Below are 22060 nucleotides of genomic sequence, written 5' to 3'. Positions count from 1 at the left end.
CCCCACCCTGTCCCCTTACGATACGACTGGATATCCTGCGTACTTGAGCCACGCGATGGAACGGCGCAGCCCCTCATCGAACGATACGACAGGAACGTAACCAAGTTCCACCTCCGCGCGTGTCCACGGAATCCAGACCTCTCCAGTCTGCAGCAAAACGCGTTCCAGCGAGACTTCGGGGCCGCGGGCGTTGCGGCCTGGGGGCGGGGAGCGGCGGGCCCGGTAGGACTTTAGCCCCGCTCCGATTCCGACACGGACCGGTCGCGGCAGGGCGCCGGCGAGCCCGTTGACCAGCCTAGAACGCCGCAGCCTCTCCAGCCCCGAGGGGGGCGCCGGGACGGCCGCCGCCGAGGCCGGCATGTCCGGAAGGGAATCCAAATCGACGCCCAACGCGGCGGCGATAGGTCCATAGAGCTCGCGCCAGATCGGCTTCTCTCGATCCCCCAGCAGATAGGTCCGCCCGTCGGCGCGCTCGGATGTCGCCGCCAGGCCGATCGCGTGGACGAGGTTGTCGACATATATGGAATTGCAGGCGCCGCGCGCGCCGTTGACGACGTAGGCCTCACCAGCCAACAGCTCGTCGGCCCACCCGCCCACCCACTGCGAGCGGGGTCCGAACACGATGCCGGGACGCAAAACCACCGTCTCCACGCGGCCGGCGCGGCGCAACTCGGCCAACAGGCGCTCGGCCCGCACCTTGGCGTTGTTGTAATCCATCGGCTGGCGCTCGCTGAGGGGGCTGTCTTCGTCGACGTCGACGGTGGGCGACTGGCCATGCACCGATGCGCTGCTCAGATAAACCAGCCGCCGAACGCCGGCATCCTCGGCCGCGCGGTAGACCGGCGCGACGGCGCCGACGATAGTCTGCGGATCGCCCGCGACCGCCGAGACCACCACGTCGCAGCCCTCCAGCGCGGCGGCCATGGCGGCGCGGTCGCCTGCGTCCGCCACCCGCACGTCGAGATCGAACCGTCGCGGCAGGGCTGCGGCGCTGGCGCGGCGCACGATGGGGCGCACATGGGCCTGGCCTGAGAGATGCAGCATTTCGACGGCGCGGTTCCCGACGAAGCCGTTGGCGCCGACGATGGCGATATTCGTCATGCCGCGCGCCCGCCGTCGATCCATGGCTCGGCCATCTGCTGGCGGCGCGCATAACAGAGATCGATAAGCCGCAACGCCTCGACGCCGGGCGCCTGCCCCCGGCCGACGCCGCTCGAGGGGACGATTGCGGCCCGCAATTGGGCGGTGAACGCGTCCTGGAACTCGCCCGCGCCCTCCAGGATCAAGGCCGCCGACTGCCCCTCAAGGCGCAATTCGAGTCGGTTCGTCTCATACGGCGTCCAGGCGATGGCGCCGGACGAACCATTGAAGACGAAGCGGTTGGGCCGTGCCCAGTCGCGGCTGAGCCGGACATTAGCGCGCGCGGCGCCGAAACCCAGCTCGACCCGCGCATTGGCTTCGACCCCGCCCCTGGCGTCGTCGGCGGCGGAGATCAGTTGCGGCTCGCCAAGCCAGCCGATCAGCAAGTCAAACACATGCGGACCAAGGTCGCGCAAGACGCCCCCGCCGCTCTCAGCGCGGCTGAAATAGCGCTGCGAACTCACCGGCCAGTCGAACGGGCCGCCCTCGAAGACGTCCACCGAGATTAGGTCGCCGATCGCCTGCCGTCGCAGCAGGTCGGCAATGGCGCGCACCGACGGGAACTGCCGGCGCACCAATCCTTCGGTCAATGGCCGCCCGGCGGCCGTCGCCGCGGCCATCATCGCCGCCGCTTCGTCTCCCGACATGGCCAGCGGCTTCTCGCAGTGCACCGCCAGACCCACGGCCAATGCGGCGAGCGTCTGCTCGGCGTGGCGGCGCGGCGGCGAGGCGACAAGGACCAGGTCGAGGCCCGCGGCCAGCAACTCGTCATAGCTGGCGCATAAGCGCCGGCCCTGCAGGCGATCGCCCATCGCCTGCATCGCTGGGACGTCGGGATCGAACACGGCGACTAGCCGCGCCTCGCCGGCGGCCGCCAATGCGGCCAGCGCGGGCGCATAGTAGCGCGCGCTGACCGCACCGCATCCCGACAGTCCAATACGGATCATGCAGTCTACGCGTTGCCGGCCACGAAGCCGCCCCTCAGGGCGATGCTGGCGGCCTGCCGCATGACGCCTGGGGTCGCACTCATTTTGACCGCCTCCAGCAAATGCGCCTGCATCCCCTGTCGATCTCCGTTCCGCGCGAACTTACGGGCATTGTTGAGGGCCGTGCCGGCATAGGTCAACCGTGCCCGCCGGGCTATGTCCCGCGCCCGTTCCGGCGGCAAATAGGGCGTGAACATCTCAATAGCGCGGCGGGTGTAGCCAAGCTCCTCGGCCATTCGGAAATGGCGGCCGGTATTCGACTCCTGGTGCATACGGTAGCCGGCCAGCACCTCCGGCTCGTACCAGATCGGATAGCGCGCAGCGATGCGCACCCACATCTCCCAGTCCTCCGAACAGACGAGCCGCGGATCGAAGCCGCCCAACTCTTCGTAGACCTCGCGCCGGACAGTGATCGAGGGGGTCATGATCCGCTGCTCCTCGGCCAGCCGCTCCACGCCGCCGGCCAGGATGCCGGCCCGCGGCTGCTCTGCGTCCGGAACCGAAAGCTCGTGGCCCTCGCCGTCGATGTAGCGGTGTCGGCAGAATGCCGCTCCGACGTCGGGGGAACTCTCGAAGCCTTGCTGCAAGGCCTGATAGAAACCCCGCTCGACGCGATCGTCGCCGTGCAGCAGGTGCACATAACGCCCACGCGCGCGGGTCAGACAGGTTGCGAAGTTAAGGATGTGCCCGACGTTCTGCGGCTGCCTGAAAAAGCTCACGCGATCGCCGCCTACGGTGCGAACGATCGCCTCGGGGTCATCGGCCGACCCATCGTCGACCACCTCGATCTGCATCTCTTCGGGACCAGGCGCCTGATCGAGCACGCTGTGCAGCGTCTCGGCCAGATAGCTGGCGCAATTGTAGGTGGGGATCATCACCGACCAGTCCGGTCTTGGCAGATTGTCCATGATCGGTTCGATCTGGGCGCGCTGAAGGGAGGTGTTCATCGTCTTTCTCCGCTCCCCCACACGCGCCGGGATACGCGCAGCAAGCTGCGCGCGCTGAGCTGGCTGGCGCCGCCGGCGCGCAGCGCCCGCCAGAGACAGTCGCGGGCCATCTGCGTCTCGCCACGCGCGGCGTAGACCTCGGCCCATTCGAAGAAGTAGCGGCTGGCGCCGCCGCGAGCAGCGCGCTGCTGGTCGCGCGGCGAGACCGCCCGCATGCGCCGGTAGAACCCCTCGATGCGATCGAGCTTTTCCTGGCCCGGCAGCGAGGAGAACATGCCCCCCGGATGCAGCCGGTAGCCGCCGATCGGCTCGTCCACAAAGGCGATCGGCCCCCACGCCGCGCAGAGGATGTAGAGCGGCCAGTCGGTGATCGGGAAGAAGTCCGCGTACCAGTCGCCGAGCTTACTCAGCGCCTCGCGCCGCATCATACCCGCGCAGGTCGCGAACGGGTTGCCGCCCCAGAGTTCGTCAACGTCATTGCGCATTTGCTGGTCGGCGGGCGTCCAGCGACGCGAGGGCACGCCTTCCCCGTCGTCCACCAGGGCGTTGTGAAACACGGCCGAAAGCGTCGGGTCGGCGTCGAGCATTCCGGCCTGACGCTGCAGCTTATCGTGATCGGTCCAGTAATCGTCACCGTCCAGCAGGCAAATGTAGCGGCCGCGCGCGGCGCGGATCGCCCTGGCGACCACCTCGTTGGAGCGCAGGTTTTGCGGCGACGCCAACGTGCGGATTTGTGGATGCCGTTCAACGTAACGGGCAAGGATCGTCCGCGTGGCGTCCGTTGAACTGTCCTCGCTGACAATCACTTCGACCCTCTTATCGGTGCGCTGGGCCAGCACGCCGTCGAGCGCCGAGGAAATATAATCGGCGTGGTTGTATGTAATTATTAGAATACTGATATCGGCGTCGTCGCCAATTTTTACATTTGACAACTTAAGCGATAATTTTTCCACCGCATCGCGCCCAGATAAGTGCAATGGCGACCTAATAAATCTAAGCCTGCCCTTCACTTAACTATTGCTTGCGCCCACGCGGCGGCGATGTCAGCAACACCCCTTATAAGATACTAAAAATTCACCCAACTGGCACAGCAAAGCTTCTCTGAGCGCATTGGGAGCCGAGACGTCGTCTGGCGCAAGAAGAGTCCAGGCAATGCCCGTCTGCGAAGTGGGCGCGGATTCGACCTCGACTGTAACTGCTCAGAAACTCCTGACCGCTAAGGTACGCATTCGGTCGGAATTCTCCGAAATGGAGAATGATGTTTTTTCGGGATGTATCCGATCGTAAATCGACTAATGTTCAGTCTATAAGTCTCGGGTTATCGCGTACCTTTTGCTCCACCCCTTTTCAGGAAGTCGACAGCCCTAGCTGACGGGTCGTCGGACCGGCTTACTGCTGGGGGGGGCTTGGCTCTACCGTTCACAACTGGGGGTGAATGTGGGAAAGGCAGTTCTCGTTGCTGGTGGTTGCGGCTTCCTTGGCTCGCACCTGATCGACCGGCTCCTGCTGAGGTCGGATGTCGACCGCATCGTCGTGGTTGACAACCTTTGGACGGGCACGCGGGACAATCTCAAGCACATCTCGGACCCGCGCCTGCACCTTGAGGTCGCGCCGGCGGAGCACTTCTCCACCTCCGAGCGCTTCGACGAAATCATCCATCTCGCCTCGCCGGCCTCGCCACCCTGGTACATGCGCGACCCGGTCGGCGTGATCCAGGCCAACCTCGGCGGCGCCCTGAACCTGCGCAACCTGCTGGTTAAGGGCGGCCGGTTCTCTTTCGCCTCGACGTCTGAGGTCTATGGCGACCCGCTGATTTCGCCGCAGCCCGAGGACTATCGCGGCTCGGTCGACTGCACCGGCCCGCGCTCATCTTACGACGAAAGCAAGCGCTGCACGGAGTCGCTCCTGTTCGAATGCCGCCGCGTCTACGGCATCGACATCCGCATCGTGCGACTATTCAACGTCTATGGCCCGCGCACGCGGATCGATGACGGCCGCGCGGTGTCGAACTTTCTTGGCCAAGCTCTGACCAGCGGCAAGCTCACCGTCTATGGCGATGGCCTGCAGTCGCGCAGCTGGGGCTATGTGGACGACATCATCGACGCGCTCGAACGTTACTTCTGGCGCGACCAGGTCACCTATCCAGGCCCGCTCAACGTCGGCAACGACCGCGAGATATCGGTGTTGGAAGTCGCCGAATACATCACCAAGCTCGTGCCTGGCTCGTCGATCGAATTCCTGCCGCCGGTGCCGCAGGACCCGACCAATCGCCGGCCGGATCTGACGCGGATGAACCAGATTCTTCCGGGCTGGTCGGCGGACATCCCTTACGAGGATGGGATCCGGCGCACGCTTGAATGGTTCAAGCTGCAGCTCGGCGAGCAGAAGACCGCGCCCGCCCTCGCGCCCGCCCCGCTGTTTATGGGTCCTAACTAACGGGGCGTCCCACCATGTGCGGATCGTACGCGGCGTCGAGCGCAGCCAGGCTTCTGAACCGTTGAAGCCGGCGCCTCGAATCCCAGGCCGTGTCGACCTCGGTGTCGGAGTAGGCGTCGAAGTGGCGGGGATCGATCACCCTCTCCGCACCTCCGGTGCTCCGACGACCGAGGTAGACAATCGCCAGTCGCGCCTGCTCAACCAGCTTGTGGGGGGCGCCAAACGGGTCATGCGCGAATGCCTCGCCGACGGCCGCGAGCGCCTCGCGCGCCAGACCGCGCCGGGCGCGGTTGCGGGCGTACTCGGCGAAGAAAGTGGCCATACGCCGCCGCGCCAGATTGCGCGCCGTGTCGTCGAGCTCGGGCCACATCACCCGGTACATCTGGATGTGCGAACGGATCATGCGCCCGACATCCTCTGTCATCGCCCCGTCAGTCCGGCGGTATCCGGTCAGATAGGCTGGCACGCATGCGAACTGGTGCTTCAGGGCGACCTGCAGCTGGATGAGATAGTCCTCGCACCCCTGGGCGTTGGCCGCGTTAAGCCCCGGATCGTAGCGCAGGTCGCCCAGCGCGCTGCGCCGAATCAGCGGGGTGCTGCCGTTCGAGACGAAGTTCCAGTCCAGGTGCCGGTACAGCACCCAGCCCTCCACCACCGGCGCGGCCGAGGCGTCGATGATGCGGCCGGACGTGTCGATGCGGCGATACCAATTGTACACCAGGCCCAGGCTGGCCGGTCCGTTCGTGAAGCGCTCGAGCTGGAGCCGCAGCTTGTCCGGATGCCAGAGGTCGTCGGCATCCAGCGGCGCGATGAAATCACCGCGCGCGGCATCGATGCCGGCGTTGCGGGCCGCCGCCACTCCGCCGTTGGGCTTGGAGATCACACGCACTCGCGGGTCTTCGGCCGCAAAGGACTCGGCCAGCGCGCGGGTGCCGTCCTTCGAACCGTCGTCGACGACGATGACCTCGAGGTCGGCATGGGTCTGCCGCAACGCCGAGCGCAACGTTTCGGCCAGGGTTGCGGTGGCGTTGTACGCGGGCACGACGACAGAAACCAGGTTCGGCATGATCCAACTTCGCGGTGAAAACGTGCAGATTTCGAACTACACTATACAAATACCTTTGATCGCCTTCGGCCTAGAGCCAATGTGCTGGTGAGCGGGAGTCATTGTGCGTATCGCCTTTGTCTCGCTGGGAAGTCCGTTCAACCGCTCCTCGTGGAGCGGCATTCCCTATTATGCGCTGCGCGAACTCAGCCGGCGCTTCAACGACCTGACTGTTATCGACACCCCGCGGCTCGATGAGGGTCTGCGCTACGCCTCCAGCCTGGCGGCGATCGGCGTGCTGGTTTCGCGCGAACCGGTGGTCACCCGTGCCTTCGGCCACTGGCTCGACAAGCGCCTGACTGAGGCTGACGCCGACGCTGTGATCTCGATCGGCGCGGCCCACAAGGTCGCCTACATCGATCCCAAGTGGCCCGTGCTGCACGTCGCCGACGCCCTTTTCGGCCCGCTGGTCGACTACTACCCGAAGTATCGCCCGCTCAACGGCCGCAGCCGGCGCATCGGCAACGCGCTGCAGCGCCACCTGATCAACCGCAACCAGCCGATCATGCTGACTTCCGATTGGGCGGCCAGATCCGCGGCCGAGTACTACGGCGTCCCGCCCGAGCGGTTCGGCGTCGCCCCGCTTGGCGCGAACTTCGACGTCGAGCCGGCCGCCTACGCTCGCGTGTCGCAGGGCGACAAGCTCAAGCTCCTGTTCGTCGGCTACGACTGGCCCCGCAAGGGCGGCGCTCTCGTGCTGCAGGTGTTCCGCGAGTTGCGCAGGCACATCGGCGACGCCGAACTGCACATCGTCGGCTGCAAGCCCGCCGAGACTTTCGGCGTCCCGGGTGTGGTCCACCATGGCCATCTCAGCAAGACCGATCCCGAACAGGCCGCGCAGCTGGAGAACCTCTTCCGCACCTCGTCATTCCTGTTCATGCCCAGCCAGCAGGAGGCGTTCGGCCTCGTCTACTGCGAGGCCTGCGCCTTCGGCCTGCCGTCGATCGCCCGCGACACCGGCGGGGTCAGCGCCATCGTCCAGAATGGCTCAAACGGCCTGCTTTTCGGGGCCGACGCAGCGGTCGAGGATTATGTGGCCGGCATTCGTGAAATCTGGGCCGACCAGCCCCGCTATCTCGCCATGACCCGCGCGGCCCGCGCGGCGTTTGAGAATCGGCTGCGCTGGAACGTCTGGGGCGCGCGCGTCGAAGCCGAGATTCGCGCCCTAGGGAGGAAGATCAATGGCGATTGACGCCCGGCGGACCAAACCCGCCATCCTGGTCACCGGCGGCGCCGGCTACATCGGCAGCCACGCCGTCTTGGAACTGCTCGACGCAGGCTACCCCACCGTCGTCATCGACAATCTGGTCACCGGCTTCAGATGGGCCGTCGATCCCCGCGCCACCTTTGTCGCGGGCGCGATCGAGGACGATGCGCTGGTCCGCCGGACGATCCACGAACATGGCGTCGGCGGGGTGCTGCACTTCGCCGGCTCCACCGTCGCGCCGGAGTCGGTCGCCGACCCGCTCAAGTACTATCGCAACAACACCGCAGCCAGCCGCGCCCTGCTGGAAAGCGTGATCGGCGAAGGCGTCCGCCATTTCGTCTTCTCTTCAACCGCCGCCGTCTACGGGGTCACGCCCGAGCGGCCTGTGACGGAGCGCGATCGGGTCGAACCCGAAACGCCCTACGGCCGTTCGAAGCTCATGACTGAACGGATGTTGGCCGACGTCGCCGCGGCGACGGCGGACTTCAACTATTGTGCGCTGCGCTACTTCAACGTCGCCGGCGCCGACGCCCTTGGCCGGGCCGGGCCTTCGGGCATCGGCGCCACGCACCTCATGAAGGCGGCGGTCGAGGTGGCGGTCGGCAAGCGCGACGCGCTCATCGTCCACGGCGACGACTTCGCCACCCACGACGGCACCGGCGTGCGCGACTACATCCACGTCAGCGACCTGGCCGCCGTGCATATCCTGGCGCTTCAGCGGCTGTTCGACGAACCCGGCGTCAGCCACGTTCTCAACTGCGGTTACGGCCGCGGCCATTCGGTGCTCGACGTGGTCGGTGCCGTCAGCGCCGCCGCCGGCCGCCAGATCCCGTACGTCATCGGAGGCCGCCGTCCCGGCGACCTCGGCTCGGTCATCGCCGACAATGCCCGCATCCGGACCGAGTTCGCCTGGCGGCCGCGCTTCGACAAACTGTCGGTCATCGTCGCCGACGCCCTGCGTTGGGAGCAGGAACTGGAACGGCGCAGGGCCTGAACATGTCCGAGCCGGATCCCCCAAGGTTGGAGCGCCTGCTGCAACTCGGGATTCTCCGGCTCCGCGAGCACTTCCTGCACCATGCCGAGCAGATCTTCCGCCAGATGCTGGCGGAGACGCCGAACCACCCGCACGCCCAGCGGTTCCTGGGCGTGACGCTCTTCAAGCTCGGCCGGCGCGACGAGGGCGTCGAACTCCTGCGCCAGGCCACCGCCGATCCGGATACGCCGCCCAAGGCCTGGGGCGACTTGGCCGCCGCCCTGCACCGGATGGGCGCGGTCGACGAGGCGGCTGAGGCCTACGGCCGAGCCATGCACGGGCCGCCGACGGCCCCGCCGGCCGACATCGCCTTCGCCACCGAGCGGGCGGTGCACGATTTCAAGCTCTCCGACTATCCGTACCGCGCCATCGTCCGCTACGGCGCGGGCCGGCCCTCGCACCCCCGACTTCTCGAACTCATCGACGCGGGGCGGGAAAGCTACATCCGGCAGTACGCGGCCATCGCCGAGATCCAGGCAGACTTCGCCGACATCGGCTGGAACGGCCACTACGACTCCCACGATCCGTTCTGGATGAACGGCTGGTTTCCGCCGCTCGACGGCATGGTGCTGACCAGCATGCTGCGGCAGTCGAACCCGAACCGCTTCGTAGAGGTCGGGTCAGGCGTCTCCACCAAGTTCGCGCGACGGGCGGTCAGGCGCTACGGCCTGCGGACCAAGCTGATTTCCATCGATCCCCAGCCCCGAAACGAGATCGACGCCCTGTGCGACCAGGTGCTGCGCAAACCGCTCGAAACTTGTGACCCGGCCATGTTCGACGTGCTCGACCCAGGCGACATCTTCTTCCTGGACTCGTCGCATCGCGCCTTCCAAGGCTCGGACGTCACCGCCTTCTTCCTCGACATCCTGCCGCGCCTGAAGCCGGGGGTGATCGTCCAGATCCACGATATTTACCTACCCGACGACTACATCGGCGGACACGTCGAGCGGCTCTGGAACGAACAGTACCTTCTGGCGGCCGCGTTGCTGTTCGGGTCCGACGCCTTCGAGATTCTGTTCCCAGCCTGGTACGCCGGCCAGGACCCGGCCCTGTCCGATCACGCCGCCAGTCTGTTCCGCGGCGGCCCGCTGGAGGGGCTGAACCTTTACGGAGCCTCCTTCTGGCTGCGCAAAGTCTAGCGCTGCGCTTCCGTACATTGCCAGGCTTGACCGCCGCGGGCAGGTTGCGCGGCCCGGTCGCCCAGCCGCAGGGCCGCCGCTCCGGACACCATGCGGCCAGGGAGAAACCATCGATGACAGGCGTCCAAGCTTCCCCGCTGTCCAGCGAACTCGACCGTCTGCGTGAGGCCGCCTGCGAAGCCTGGATCTACGGACTGCCGCTCATCGAGATCGCCGCCACCCGCGGCAGCAGCGTCGGCTTCGGCGGATCGCTGAACACCTTCGGCCACATGCGCAACCTGGCCAATCACAAGATGCGGGCGGTCACCACGCCCAACAACGACACCCTCTACACCAGCGCCCAGATCGACCTCAGCGAAGGTCCGGTGACGATTTCGCTTCCGGCCTCGGGCGAGCGCTACCTCTCGCTGGCCCTGATGGACGCCTATACCAACAACTTCGCGATCCTCGGCACCCGCACCACCGGTCCGGACGCGGTGACCTTCCGCCTGATCGGCCCGCAGGACGCCAGCGAGGGCCCCAACACCCTGCGCTCGCCGACCAACCATGTCTGGGCCCTGGCCCGAATCCTGGTCGACGGCCCCTTCGACCTGGAAGCCGCCCGGGCCGTCCAGGCCGGGATCTCGCTGCAGGGCCCGCCGGCGTCTGCAGCGCCCGTTCACGCCCGTCGCAGCGCGCCGTGGAATGAGTACTTCGCCAGCCTGGACGCCTTGCTGGTCGCCAACCCGCCGCCGGTCACCGATCTGGCGCTGCTGCGCCGGATCGCCGTGCTCGGTCTCGGCGGCGGCGCGTTCGACGCCTCGCGCTTCAGCGCCGACGAAGCGGCGGCCATCGAGGCAGGCATCGCCCAGGCCCGCACCATGATCAGAACCTCCGGCATCGGCGGCGTGAACTGGGTCGACGGCTGGTCCTATCCGCGCTCGGATCTCGGCGACTTCGGCCAGAGCTACGGCTACCGGGCGGCGGTCGCGCTGGCCGGGCTAGCGGCCCTCCCGCCGGTCGAAGCCATGTACATGCGCGCCCAAGGCGAGAGCCGCGGGCTCTATGACGGCGCCAAGTCCTGGCGCCTGCACTTCCCCGCCGACCGGCTGCCCGCGGTGGACAGCTTCTGGTCGCTCAGCCTTTACGAGGCGACGCCCGAGGGGCAGTTCTTTTTCACCGACAATCCGATCGACCGCTACGCGATCGGCGACCGCACGCCCGGCCTCACCTACAACGAGGACGGCTCGCTAGACATCTGGATCGGCCACGCCCATCCGGGCGAGGAACGCGAGAGCAACTGGCTCCCGGCGCCCGATGGCCCGTTCGCCCTGTTCATGCGCGCGTACCTGCCGAAAGCCGCGATGCTGGAAGGCGACTATCGCCTGCCGCCCGTGACCGCCGCCTAGATGGGCCCGCCCTATCCCGCTTCAGGTGGTCTTACCTGAAACGGATAAGGGTCTAGTGCACCCGCTCGAAGTGGCCGCTGAGGCGCTCGACCGCATAGACCGTGGTCCGCAGTTCGCGGGTCAGAACCGGGTTGAGCGTCTCGTCCGGGTCGACCGCCCAAAGCTCGCTGTCCTCGGAGCAGGTCGCCAGCAGCACCCGCAAGGCCCGCATCAGATCTTCCCAGACCGAACGGTCGTTGTCGGGCGCGGCCTGGGGGTCGGACACGAACATCAGGTCGGCGAAGCGGCGCATAGCGCGCGATGCATGGGCGACGTCCATGGCCAGGGGACTGGTCTCGAACTGCGGCGCAGTCATCAGGCGACCGAACTCGCCGGGCGAGGCCCCGGCCCAGAGCAGGCCCTGGTTGAGACGGTGCAGGGACTCGCTCAGCCGCAGCAGCCAGTAGGTCAGCTGATCCTGCTGCGATAGGCCGGGATAGGGCGTATCCACGAACGCCGTCACGTCAGCGATTGTCCGCCGGAGGGCTGCTGGCGAGACACCGCTTGAGAGCGAATCCCAGCGACAACACCATGATGAGCCAGACCAACGACAGGCCGGCGATGTAGGCGGCGATACTCATGGAAACACACGGGGGTAGACGAAACTCGCCCCATGGGTAGTCCAGGACCCTGGCCGACAGGTGTAAACTTCCGGCGCATTTACACTTGTTTACCGGCCCAAGCCGGACCATGGCTGTAGTTCTCCATTTGGCGCTGACCATTTGCGGCGTCGATGACGATCTCGATCGAGCATGCGTATGAGAATTGCGGCGTTGGAAGACGACGACGCCCAGAGAGAGGCGATCGCTCGCCTGTTGGTGAGCGGCGGGCACAACTGTCAGTGTTTTCATTTGGCCACGCCGCTGATCGCGGCGCTGCGTCGGGAAACCTTTGACCTGCTTGTGCTCGACTGGAACCTGCCCGACATGAGCGGTCTGGACGTGGTCGCCTGGGCGCACAAGAACCTGACGCCCTGCCCGCCGATCCTGCTGCTGACCAGCCGCTCGGCCGAGGCCGACGTCGTCGCCGGCCTGAACGGCGGCGCCGACGACTATGTGGTCAAGCCGGTGCAGTCGGGCGTGCTGCTGGCCCGCGTCAACGCCCTGCTCCGCCGCAGCTATCCCGATCGTGCAACGGGCGGGATCGAGACCCATGGCGAGTACCGCTTCAACCTGCCGGCGGAGCAGGTGACCCGAAACGGCGAGCCGGTGCCGCTGACCGCCAAGGAGTTCGGCTTGGCGCTACTGATGTTCCGCAACGTCCACCGGGCGCTGTCGCGCGGTCACATTCTCGAGGCGATCTGGGGCCGCAATCCCGACCTGCCCACCCGGACGCTCGACATGCACATCTCGCGCATCCGCTCCAAGCTGGAGTTGCGCCCGCAGAACGGCTACCGCCTGGCGCCGGTCTACAGCTACGGTTACCGGCTCGAACGGCTGACCGAAGAGGCTCCGGAAGAGGCTGCGGAATGATCTGGAAACCGGCGGCGATCGCCGGCCTGGCGCTGCATGCGATCGCCGTGGCGCCCGCCCTCGCGGCCGAGCCGGTCGAACGCTATGTCGTCCGGCCGGGCGATACGCTCTACGAACTGGGCCGCCGCTACTTCGCAGGCGGCGACTATCGCGCCGTCCAGCGCCTGAACCGCATCGCCGACCCACGCCGGCTGAAGGTCGGCAGCCAGCTCAAAGTCCCGGCGCGTCTCTTGAAGATCACCACGATCGAAGCTCGAGTCGCGGGCTTCCGTGGGGCGGTCACGGTCACAGCCGGCGGCCGCACCCTGCCGGTCTCCACCGGCATGATGCTCAAGGAAGGCGCCGTCGTCGCCACTGGGCCCAACGCCTTCCTGCGCCTTGACCTGCCGGACGGCACGCATTTGTCGCTGCCCTCGCAGAGCCGGGTGCGGCTGGGCAAGATGACGCTGGTCGAAATGACCGGGGTCGTTCGCCGCGACCTGCAGGTCCAGGGCGGACGGCTGGAATCCGACGTCACGCCGCTGCGCGATCCTCGCGACAGCTACACTGTGCGCACGCCGATGTCGGTCTCGGCCGTGCGCGGCACCGAGTTCCGCGTCGCCTATGACGAACAGGCCGGCCGGGCCAGCACAGAGGTCATCGAAGGCTTGGTCGCGGTCAGGGCCGATCACAACGGCGCCGATGTCGCGGCCGCCCATGGCGCGGTCGCCACTGCCGAGGGCGTCTCCGGTCCGATCGTTCTCGCGCCCGCGCCGACCCTCGCCGATCCTGGCAAAGTCCAGGACGAGCAGACGGTCCGCTTCCAGATCGCCGCGCCGGCCGCGACCCGCGGCTACCATGTGCGCCTGGCCATGGACGCCGGCTTCGTCGAGGTGCTCGAGGAGACCTCCGCCGACGGCCAGACGGTGACGCTCGGCGAGCTGCCGGATGGGACCTACTTCCTGCGGCTGGCGGCGCTGGACGACAACGGCCTGCTCGGCCTGCCGGCCACCTACGCCTTCGAGCGGCGCCTCAACACCCTGCGCGCCGACACGCCGGTCGCCTCGCGCGACGGCGGCGTGCGCCGCTACAAGTTCCGCTGGCAGGCGGCCGGCGGCGGCGAGCGAACCTATCGGCTCCAGGTCCTGCGGGAGGGCGCAGAGGCTCCCGTCGTCGACGAAGCCGGCTTGACCCTGCAGGAGTTGACCGTCACCGACCTGCCGCCGGGGGTGTACACTTGGCGCGTGATGTCGCGGACCTTCGCCGGCGGGGGCTACTACGAGAAATGGACGCCCCCCGAGCGGTTCGAAATCGGACGTTGAACGCGCGCGCCGGCAAGCTTGCGGCCCGGTCCGCACGCCGGCGAGTGATCGCCGAGTGGGCGCTGGTGGCGCTGGCGGCCTCCGCCCTTGTCGCGACGCTGGTGCTGACCCGCGCAACTGAGCGCGGCGACAACGTGGTCTTCGACACCGTGTCGGGCTGGGGCGTGCGCGCCCCGCACGAGGACATCGTCGTCGTCGCCATCGACAACCGCAGCATCGCCGAGTTCGGCCGCTGGCCCTGGCCGCGGGCCCGCCACCAGGCGCTGCTCGAAACCCTGGCCGGCTATCGCCCGCGTGCGGTCGCTTACGACGTGCTGCTGGTCGAGGCCGACCCGACGCCCGGCGCCGACGCAGCGCTGGCCAGGGCGCTGGCCGCCGGGCCGCCGGTCTTCCTGCCGCTGACTTTCGACGTCCCCGGCCCGAACGGCGCGCCCTACGAGGTGCTGGGCCCGATCGCGCCCCTGGCCAGCGGCGCCGCCGGCCTCGGCCAGGTCAATGTGGACTTCGACAGCGACGGGGTTATCCGCCGCACCTACATGCTCGAGCGCGACGGCGCCCGCGTCTGGCCGCACCTGATGGCCTTCATGCAGGCCGCAGCCGAAGGAACCGCCCTGCCGGCCAGCGCCGGCGTCGCGCCCGGTCCGGCCGGCCGTCCGCTGGTCCGCGAGGCGCCGCTGCTGATCTCGTTCGCCGGTCCGCCGGGCCACTTCCGCACCGTTTCGTTCATCGACGTCGTCAATGGCGCCACGCCGGCCGACTTCCTCAAGGACAAGCTGGTCCTGGTCGGCGCCACCGCCGACGGGCTCGGCGACCGCTACGCCACGCCGCTGTCGCACCACACCGAGATCATGTCGGGCATCGAGCTCCAGGCGAATCTGCTCGACACCCTGCTCACCGGACGAGCGATCGCGCCGGCCGGACCGGGTCAGCTGCTGGCGTTCTCACTGACCCCGCTGGCCCTGGCGCTGGCCGGCTTCCTGCTGCTGCGGCCGCGCGCCAACCTGCTGCTCGGCGGCGGCCTGGTGGCGGCCACGGTCGCCGCCGCCGCCGTGCTGCTGCTGCAGGCCCAGGTCTGGGCTCCGCCCACCGCGGCGCTGGCCGGTCTGCTGCTGGTCTATCCGCTTTGGAGCTGGCGGCGGCTGGAGGCGACCAGCGCCTACATGCTGCAGGAGCTGCGCGCCTTCTCGCAGGAGCCCGACCTGCTCTCGGCCCTCGCCCAGCGCCGCGGCGGCCCGCCCACCGACGTCATCGACCGCCAGGTGGCGCTGATGCGCGCGGCCATCGACCGCGCCCGCGACCTGCGCCGCCAGGTGCTCGACGCCCTGCAGGGCCTGCCCGACGCCACCCTGGTCACCGGCCTCGACGGCCACGTGCTGATCGCCAACCGCGAGGCTGAAGCACTGTTCGCAGACTCCCCCGTCGATCGTCCGGTCGTCGAGGTCATCGGCGGCCTGTCGCCGGAGGCGCAGGACCTCGACCTGACAGGCGAGGCCGGCGACGTCGAGCTGACCGTGCCCGACGGCCGCAGCTTCGCCATCCGTCGCACCCCGCTCAGCGAGGCCGACGGCGCGCAGGTCGGCTGGATCGTCCGCTTCACCGACATCACCGCCCTCAAGGACGCCGGCCGCCAGCGTGAGCACATCCTCGAACTGCTGACCCACGACATGCGCTCGCCGCAGGTCTCGATCCTGACCCTGCTCGGCAGCTCCGAGGCCAAGGCCGCGGTCGCCGCCCCGGTCGCCGACCGCATCGCCGGCTATGCCCGCCGCACCCTGTCGCTGGCCGACAACTTCGTGAACCTGGCCCGCGCCGAGGCCGACGCCTATTCCGTCGAGGTGCTGGATCTGGCCGAGGTGCTGCTCGACGCGGTCGACGACCTCTGGCCGCAGTCCTCGTCCCGCCAGGTCAGCGTCGTCGCCGCTGAGACCGACGGCGAGGTTCTCGTCGAGGGCGACCGCGCCCTGCTGACCCGCACGCTGATCAACCTCGTCGACAACGCCATCAAGTATTCGCCGGCCGGCGGCCGTGTCGACTGCGCGGTGCGGATCGAGGGCGACGAAGCGGTCTGCACCATCGCCGACCAGGGCGAAGGCATGACCCCGGCCCAGGTCGCCAACCTGTTCATGCGCTTCCACCGCGTGCGCCCCAAGGGCGGCGAGCGGATCGACGGGGTCGGGCTGGGACTCTCTTTCGTCCACGCGGTGGTCCAGCGGCACGGCGGGCGCATCGACTGCGCCAGCACCCTTGGCCAGGGCTCCAGCTTTACCGTCCGCCTGCCGCTGGCGAGCGTTTAGGACGCCGGAGCCAACAACCCCGCGACCGCGGTGTTGAGGCCCTCCGAGGCGTCCCCGCAGTCCGGCGCCCGCCCCTTGGTGCTGGCGCGCACGCGGTAGGCCTCTATTCCGCTGGCCGGTTCGACCACCCGCGCCGTCAAGGTGCACAGCTGACGGCTGCGCGGCGCCCACCACGGTCGCGCCTGAGGCGGCGCCACCCAGGCGTCGGGCGCAGCGTCGGCCGCCGGCCGCGGCCCGGCATAGGCGCCGACCTTTTGAGGCCGCTCGCTGTAGCTCAGTTCAACCAGATAGCCGTCGCCCGGCGTCTCGCGCACAGCCACGCCCGCTGCCTGCAGCTTCGCGGCCACCGGACGCCCGGCGCCGTCGTCGGGCGTCAGCGCCAGGCCGCGAACCCGCAGGTCCGGCCGCGCGCCGCTTTCGAGCACGTCGATCCTGTTCGACGCACAACCCGCCAACAACAGCAGCACGCCGACGTACGCGACCGAGGCCCTATTCATCTCGACCCAGACTTGGACATGCCCCGAGTATGGCGATTTAACCCCGCGAGTAAATCACGCGCCACGCCGGGAGGCCGCCCGCCGGCCCAAGTCGCAGCCAAAGGTCCCGCCGGCTGCAGCAGTGTGCAGGTTGCGCAGTTCACGAGATTTGCAGCCCGGCGGTAGGTGCTCGCCCCTTCTAAGGCCCTGCTTCAAATGGTCGCCGGACTCATCCATAAGGCGAAGTATTCGGCGCTATGGGTGAGTGAGCTCAACCTGACCGGCGCCGGGGACACAACCGTGACTGAGGCCGCAAGGCGCCGATCCTGGGACGAAAGAGGCCGAAATCTCGCCCTTCAGTCGCCTGCGCGCCCCAATTTATTGGCGGGGCAAAGCTTTCGGGTCGCGAGTACTCGAGAACGGCAAAACACGTTCGCTGAGCATGCTCGACTATCGTCGAGAAATGCGCCAACAGTACTCTTTTCAAAGGTGAAATATGGGCCTTAACTCCCTTTGAATCCAAAGCGCTCCTCCGAGCCTTCACTCCGTTGGCGGACCTTTGGGTGAGGAGACCACAATGTCTGCTGAACCTTCAAACAAGACTCCAGATCCCATGGACGTGGCGCTCGGCGCGGCGGTCCGGATCCGGCGAAGGACGATCGGCATGTCGCAGGAGGCGCTTGCCGAACAGTGCGGCGTAAGCTTCCAGCAGATCCAGAAGTACGAGAACGGCGCCAACCGGATCTCGTTTTCCCGGCTCGTCCAGATTGCACGGGCGTTGCGATGCCGGGTTGTGGACCTGATGGACGTTCTGGACACCCCGGCCGGCGAAGGCGACGTCGATCTGCTCAGCCGGATGCGCACGCCAGGCGCTCTGGAACTGCTGAGCGCATTCGAGCGCCCGCCGCAGGAAGCCAGGTCTTCCCTGGTCAATCTTCTGCGGGTGATGACCGACCCCGACGCCGGCCAGCGGGCGCGGCAGAAGGAAGTGGCGTAAACGAAACGAGCGCCGGCCTTAGGAGACCGACGCTCGTCCTCGAATAGCTGCAGCGGGTTTAGAGCGGCTTCAGGTCGACGGCGGCGATCTTGCCGCGCTCTTCCCGCTCGACGAACTCGAGCTTCTGGCCTTCATTCAGGCTGCGCAGGCCCGCACGCTCGACCGCGGAGACGTGGACGAAGACGTCCTTGCCCCCATTATCCGGCTGAATGAAGCCGTAACCCTTGGTGGTGTTGAACCACTTGACCGTCCCGGTGGCCATAACGCTTTCGTCTCCCTGACTAGCGTTCCAAACAAGGCACGCGCGGCGCGCACCCTGAAACAATCTCAAGTCTGGGAAGGCTGGTTCGGTCCGCAAGGGCGGGAAATGAACGTCTGCAGGCCCAAGTTCGGATTGCGGGCCAAATTTTTGCACACGGCCAGGCTGGGCGGTCAACAGAGAACGCGGGTCAATTTTCCGCCAGAACTTTGTCGATAAGGGCCTTCGCGTCCTTGCCCGACCAATCGGCGTCGCCGGCCAGCCGGCCGCGCTCGACCCCGTCGGCGCCGTAGATCACCGTCGTCGGCATGCCGGCGGCGGGCGGCTTGAAGGCGAACGGCAGGGCCATCTTCGGGTCATGGTAGAAGACCAGCGGCGCATGTTTGGCGATGAAGGCGCGGGCCTTGTCCGCGTCCTGCGGACGATCCACGCTTATCGCCACGACCTGGACCGGCTTGCCCTCATAGCTGGCGGCCAGCTTGGCCAGGGTCGGCATTTCGATCACGCAGGGCCCGCACCAGGTGGCCCACAGATTGACGATCGTCACCTGCCCCTTGAAGTCGGCGATGCGCTTGGGCGCGCCGTTGGCGTCTAGGAAGCTGGTGGTCGGCGGCGAGGTCGCTTCCAGCGGCGTCTCGAACTTGGCCATCTCGCCCTTGGCGAGAGACTTGAGGTCGGTTTCCCGCTGGGGGTTTATGGAAGCCTGGACGATGATGTAGACAACCGCGGCGACGCCGGCGACGGCGACGCCCCGAAGCGCCCATTTCAACGGGAATGCCTTGGGTTCGCCAACGGCTTTCTCGGCAGACTTCTCGTTCATATGACGCACTCTTCCTCGACTGGCGCCGGCAATTCGGCGCAAGCGCCCCAAGACGGGGGCCAGGCCATGTGGGGCGGACGGTTTTCGTCCAAGCCGGCCGAACTGATGCAGGCGATCAACGTCTCCATCGGCTTCGACAAGCGGCTCGCGGCCCAGGACCTGGCCGGATCCCGCGCGCACGCCGCGATGTTGCTCAAGCAGGGCGTGATTTCAAGCGAGGACGAAGCGGCCATCCAGGGCGGGCTGCAGGCCATCGAGGCCGAGATCGCCGCTGGGACCTTCCCTTTCCGCGACGAATACGAAGACATTCACATGAATGTCGAGGCGCGGCTGCGCGAGTTGATCGGCCCCGCGGCCGGGCGCCTGCACACCGCCCGCTCGCGCAACGACCAGGTGGCGCTCGACTTCCGGCTCTGGGTCCGCGACGCCTGTGACCGCACGGTCCAACAGATTCAGGCGCTGCAACGCGCCCTGGTCGCCAAGGCCGAGCCGCACGCAGCGACCCTGATGCCGGGCTTCACTCACCTGCAGCCGGCCCAGCCGGTGACCTTCGGCCACCACCTGATGGCCTATGTAGAGATGTTCGGCCGCGATGCTTCGCGTTTCGCCGACGCCCGGGCGCGGATGAACGAGTGTCCGCTCGGCGCCGCCGCCCTCGCCGGCTCGCCGTTTCCGATCGACCGACATGCGACCGCCCAGGCCCTGGGCTTCGCCGCCCCGACCGCCAACTCGCTCGACAGCGTCTCGGACCGCGACTTTGCGATCGAAAGCCTGTCGGCCGCCAGTCTCTGCGCCGTGCACCTGTCGCGCCTGGCCGAAGAGATCGTGATCTGGATGACGCCGCAGTTCGGCTTCGTGAAGCTGACCGACGCCTTCACCACCGGCTCGTCGATCATGCCGCAGAAGAAGAACCCGGACGCGGCCGAGCTGATCCGCGCCAAGGTCGGCCGCGTGCTGGGTTCGCTGACCCAGTTGACCGTGGTCATGAAGGGGCTGCCGCTGACCTATTCGAAGGACATGCAGGAGGACAAGGTCCCGACCTTCGAGGCCTTCGACGCTCTGGAACTGTCGCTGGCCGCCATGACCGGCATGGTCGCTGACCTCGAGCCGAACGCTGATCGCATGGCCGCCGCCGCCGGCGCCGGCTTCTCCACGGCCACCGATCTGGCCGACTGGCTGGTGCGCACCCTCGACATGCCGTTCCGCGACGCTCACCATGTGACCGGGGCTGCGGTGAAGAAGGCTGAGGGTCTGGGCGTCGATCTGCCCGGCCTGCCGCTCGCCGAACTGCAAGCCATCGAGCCGCGCATCACCGCGGCAGTCTTTGACGTGCTGACGCCCCAGGCGTCGGCCGCCAGCCGCATGAGCTACGGCGGCACATCGCCGGAGCAGGTCCGCGCCCAGATCGCGCGTTGGAAGGAGAAGCTCTGATGAAACTTCATCCCCTCGCCACGATCGCTCTGATCGGCGCGGCCGCCCTCGCGGGCTGCGGCAAGATGGGCGACCTTGAACGCCCCGGCCCGATGTTCGGCAAGGGCTCGGGCGCCGACGCCGGCGCCGATCCGGCCCGCGCCGTACGCACCGTCGATCCGCGCACCCGCGACGACCGGCCCGCGCCGCCGCGCACCCTGCCGATCGATTCCGCCCAGAACCCGACCGCCAGCGCCCCGCAAGGCGCCCTGCCCGACCCGTACGCGAACCCGCGATGAATCATTTTGAGCTGAAGGGCGGCGAGCTCTTCTGTGAGGGCGTGTCCCTGGCCGACGTCGCTTCGGCGGTCGGCACCCCCGTTTATGTCTATTCGACCGCCACCTTCGAGCGGCACTACACGGTGCTGCGCGACGCCCTGGTCGCCGAAGGCATCAAGGGCGACGACGGCGGCGATCCGCTGATCGCCTTCGCGGTCAAGGCCAACTCCAACCTCGCCGTCCTGCGCACCCTGGCCAGACTGGGCGCAGGCGCGGACACGGTCTCCGAGGGCGAGGTCCGCCGCGCCCTGGCCGCCGGCGTGCCGCCTGAGAAGATCGTCTTCTCCGGCGTGGGCAAGACCGAGGGCGAACTCGCCTTCGCCCTCAAGGCCGGGGTCGGCGAGATCAACGTCGAGTCCGAGCCGGAAATGCGCCTGGCCAGCCAGGTCGCCCAGTCGCTGGGAACCCGCGCCACCATCGCCATCCGCGTCAATCCGGACGTCTCTGCCGGCGGCCACGCCAAGATCTCGACCGGCAAGTCCGACAACAAGTTCGGCGTCTCGTTCTCCGAGGCCGAGCGCCTCTACGCCAACGCCTCCAACGACGCGGGCCTCAACCCCGTCGGCGTCACCTGCCACATCGGCAGCCAGATCACCGACCTCGAGCCGATGGCCCAGGCCTTCGCGAAGATGCGCGGCCTCGTCGAGCGCCTGCGCGGCGAGGGGCTGTCGGTCAAGCGCCTCGACCTCGGCGGCGGTCTCGGCGTGCCTTACTTCAATCAGCCCGAACCGCCCTCGCCGGCCGACTACGCCCGCATGATCGCCAAGACGATGAACGGCCTCGATGTCGGCTACGCCTTCGAGCCCGGCCGGATGATCGCAGCCAACGCCGGCGTCCTGCTGGCCCAGGTCCAGCACATCCACGAGCGGCCCGAAGGCAAGAAGTTCGTCGTCCTCGATGCGGCGATGAACGACCTGATCCGCCCGGCCATGTACGACGCCTATCACGAGATCGTCCCGGTCCGCCCGCGCGAGGGCGAGCCGGTGGTCTATGACGTGGTCGGGCCGATCTGCGAGACCGGCGACACCTTCACACGCGAGCGGGCCCTGCCGCCGTTGCAGGCCGGCGACCTAGTCGCCTTCCTCAGCGCGGGCGCCTACGGCGCGGTGATGTCCAGCGAGTACAACAGCCGCCTGCTGGTGCCTGAGGTGCTGGTCAAGGGCGGCGCCTACGCCGTCGTGCGCCCGCGCCCGACCTACGAGGACATGCTGGCCAGGGAGGCTCCCGCGCCCTGGCAGTAACTCGCGCGCTAACCCTATCTTGAAACTCCGTG

Annotated in this window: 21 protein-coding genes; 12 read left to right on the top strand and 9 right to left on the bottom strand. The window is 67.8% G+C overall.

Annotated features, from left to right (window positions below; translation table 11 throughout):
• Positions 1-15: 15 nt before the first annotated feature.
• The 4 genes from GGQ61_RS11875 to GGQ61_RS11860 are packed head-to-tail and all read right to left on the bottom strand — an operon-like array spanning position 16 to position 4026.
• Complete coding sequence (locus GGQ61_RS11875) at positions 16-1101, bottom strand: NAD-dependent epimerase/dehydratase family protein (protein WP_183773001.1); 1086 nt, start codon at positions 1099-1101, stop codon at positions 16-18.
• Positions 1098-2087 carry a Gfo/Idh/MocA family protein gene (locus tag GGQ61_RS11870; protein WP_183772998.1) on the bottom strand — a complete coding sequence of 330 codons (990 nt, stop codon included), beginning with the start codon at positions 2085-2087 and terminating at the stop codon, positions 1098-1100. The genes GGQ61_RS11875 and GGQ61_RS11870 overlap by 4 nt, the downstream gene beginning before the upstream one ends.
• A gap of 5 nt (positions 2088-2092) precedes the next feature.
• Positions 2093-3073, bottom strand: a complete 981-nt coding sequence (locus tag GGQ61_RS11865; RefSeq protein ID WP_183772996.1) for a glycosyltransferase — start codon at positions 3071-3073, stop codon at positions 2093-2095.
• Positions 3070-4026, bottom strand: coding sequence for a glycosyltransferase (locus GGQ61_RS11860; protein ID WP_183772992.1), 957 nt, complete (start codon positions 4024-4026; stop codon positions 3070-3072). Before GGQ61_RS11860 ends, GGQ61_RS11865 begins: the two co-directional genes overlap by 4 nt.
• 484 nt (positions 4027-4510) lie before the next feature.
• Here GGQ61_RS11860 and GGQ61_RS11855 point away from each other — a divergent pair, with 484 nt between their 5' ends.
• Positions 4511-5509: an NAD-dependent epimerase/dehydratase family protein gene (locus GGQ61_RS11855; protein WP_183772987.1), complete on the top strand. Its 999-nt coding sequence runs from the start codon at positions 4511-4513 to the stop codon at positions 5507-5509.
• Here GGQ61_RS11855 and GGQ61_RS11850 read toward each other — a convergent pair.
• Positions 5502-6575 carry a glycosyltransferase family 2 protein gene (locus tag GGQ61_RS11850; protein ID WP_183772980.1) on the bottom strand — a complete coding sequence of 358 codons (1074 nt, stop codon included), beginning with the start codon at positions 6573-6575 and terminating at the stop codon, positions 5502-5504. The two genes, GGQ61_RS11855 and GGQ61_RS11850, sit on opposite strands and share 8 nt — an antisense overlap.
• Before the next feature lie 103 nt (positions 6576-6678).
• On the opposite strand from GGQ61_RS11850, the gene GGQ61_RS22630 reads away from it, so the two are divergent.
• The 4 genes from GGQ61_RS22630 to GGQ61_RS11830 all read left to right on the top strand — a co-directional run bounded on the left by GGQ61_RS22630 (position 6679) and on the right by GGQ61_RS11830 (position 11381).
• Positions 6679-7806, top strand: a complete 1128-nt coding sequence (locus tag GGQ61_RS22630) for a glycosyltransferase (protein ID WP_183772975.1) — start codon at positions 6679-6681, stop codon at positions 7804-7806.
• Positions 7796-8815, top strand: a complete 1020-nt coding sequence (galE, locus tag GGQ61_RS11840; protein ID WP_183772971.1) for a UDP-glucose 4-epimerase GalE — start codon at positions 7796-7798, stop codon at positions 8813-8815. Before GGQ61_RS22630 ends, galE begins: the two co-directional genes overlap by 11 nt.
• A 2-nt stretch (positions 8816-8817) precedes the next feature.
• Positions 8818-9993, top strand: a complete 1176-nt coding sequence (locus tag GGQ61_RS11835; protein WP_183772965.1) for a class I SAM-dependent methyltransferase — start codon at positions 8818-8820, stop codon at positions 9991-9993.
• A 113-nt stretch (positions 9994-10106) separates the two neighbouring features.
• The gene (locus GGQ61_RS11830) at positions 10107-11381 is read left to right on the top strand and encodes a DUF1254 domain-containing protein (RefSeq protein ID WP_183772959.1); all 1275 of its coding nucleotides are present in this window, start codon (positions 10107-10109) and stop codon (positions 11379-11381) included.
• Positions 11382-11433: 52 nt separating this feature from the next.
• Here the strand turns inward: GGQ61_RS11830 and GGQ61_RS11825 are convergent, their stop codons facing one another.
• Positions 11434-11883, bottom strand: coding sequence for a hypothetical protein (locus GGQ61_RS11825; protein ID WP_183772955.1), 450 nt, complete (start codon positions 11881-11883; stop codon positions 11434-11436).
• 289 nt (positions 11884-12172) lie between these two features.
• Between GGQ61_RS11825 and GGQ61_RS11820 the strand changes: the two genes are divergently transcribed.
• From GGQ61_RS11820 to GGQ61_RS11810, 3 genes are read left to right on the top strand one after another with little or no spacing between them, the layout of a single operon-like run.
• Positions 12173-12892 (top strand): response regulator transcription factor, encoded by a 720-nt coding sequence (locus GGQ61_RS11820; protein ID WP_246370814.1) that lies wholly within the window; start codon positions 12173-12175, stop codon positions 12890-12892.
• Positions 12889-14193 carry a FecR domain-containing protein gene (locus tag GGQ61_RS11815; RefSeq protein ID WP_183772949.1) on the top strand — a complete coding sequence of 435 codons (1305 nt, stop codon included), beginning with the start codon at positions 12889-12891 and terminating at the stop codon, positions 14191-14193. The genes GGQ61_RS11820 and GGQ61_RS11815 overlap by 4 nt, the downstream gene beginning before the upstream one ends.
• A complete protein-coding gene (locus GGQ61_RS11810; protein ID WP_183772937.1) occupies positions 14190-16487 on the top strand; it encodes a CHASE2 domain-containing protein in 2298 nt (765 codons plus the stop codon). Before GGQ61_RS11815 ends, GGQ61_RS11810 begins: the two co-directional genes overlap by 4 nt.
• Here the strand turns inward: GGQ61_RS11810 and GGQ61_RS11805 are convergent.
• Positions 16484-16984 carry a hypothetical protein gene (locus GGQ61_RS11805; RefSeq protein WP_183772924.1) on the bottom strand — a complete coding sequence of 167 codons (501 nt, stop codon included), beginning with the start codon at positions 16982-16984 and terminating at the stop codon, positions 16484-16486. The genes GGQ61_RS11810 and GGQ61_RS11805 overlap by 4 nt on opposite strands.
• Positions 16985-17576: 592 nt before the next feature.
• On the opposite strand from GGQ61_RS11805, the gene GGQ61_RS11800 reads away from it, so the two are divergent.
• Positions 17577-17960: a helix-turn-helix domain-containing protein gene (locus tag GGQ61_RS11800; RefSeq protein ID WP_183772919.1), complete on the top strand. Its 384-nt coding sequence runs from the start codon at positions 17577-17579 to the stop codon at positions 17958-17960.
• Between the two features lie 58 nt (positions 17961-18018).
• Here the strand turns inward: GGQ61_RS11800 and GGQ61_RS11795 are convergent, their stop codons facing one another.
• Positions 18019-18222, bottom strand: coding sequence for a cold-shock protein (locus GGQ61_RS11795; RefSeq protein ID WP_183772915.1), 204 nt, complete (start codon positions 18220-18222; stop codon positions 18019-18021).
• Positions 18223-18409: 187 nt separating this feature from the next.
• A complete protein-coding gene (locus GGQ61_RS11790; RefSeq protein WP_183772914.1) occupies positions 18410-19039 on the bottom strand; it encodes a TlpA family protein disulfide reductase in 630 nt (209 codons plus the stop codon).
• Between GGQ61_RS11790 and argH the strand changes: the two genes are divergently transcribed.
• Genes argH through lysA form a run of 3 tightly spaced genes read left to right on the top strand, consistent with a single transcriptional unit; the run spans position 19040 to position 22028 of the window.
• Entirely contained in the window at positions 19040-20470 is a 1431-nt protein-coding gene (gene argH, locus GGQ61_RS11785; protein WP_183772910.1) for an argininosuccinate lyase, read from the top strand. It begins immediately after the preceding gene.
• A complete protein-coding gene (locus GGQ61_RS11780) occupies positions 20470-20748 on the top strand; it encodes a hypothetical protein (protein ID WP_183772902.1) in 279 nt (92 codons plus the stop codon). Before argH ends, GGQ61_RS11780 begins: the two co-directional genes overlap by 1 nt.
• Positions 20745-22028, top strand: coding sequence for a diaminopimelate decarboxylase (gene lysA, locus GGQ61_RS11775; RefSeq protein ID WP_183772897.1), 1284 nt, complete (start codon positions 20745-20747; stop codon positions 22026-22028). The genes GGQ61_RS11780 and lysA overlap by 4 nt, the downstream gene beginning before the upstream one ends.
• Positions 22029-22060: the final 32 nt, after the last annotated feature.

Source organism: Phenylobacterium haematophilum (assembly GCF_014196295.1).
In the GTDB taxonomy this organism is placed as follows: Bacteria; Pseudomonadota; Alphaproteobacteria; order Caulobacterales; family Caulobacteraceae; genus Phenylobacterium; species Phenylobacterium haematophilum.
This window is presented reverse-complemented; position numbering and strand designations above follow the sequence as displayed.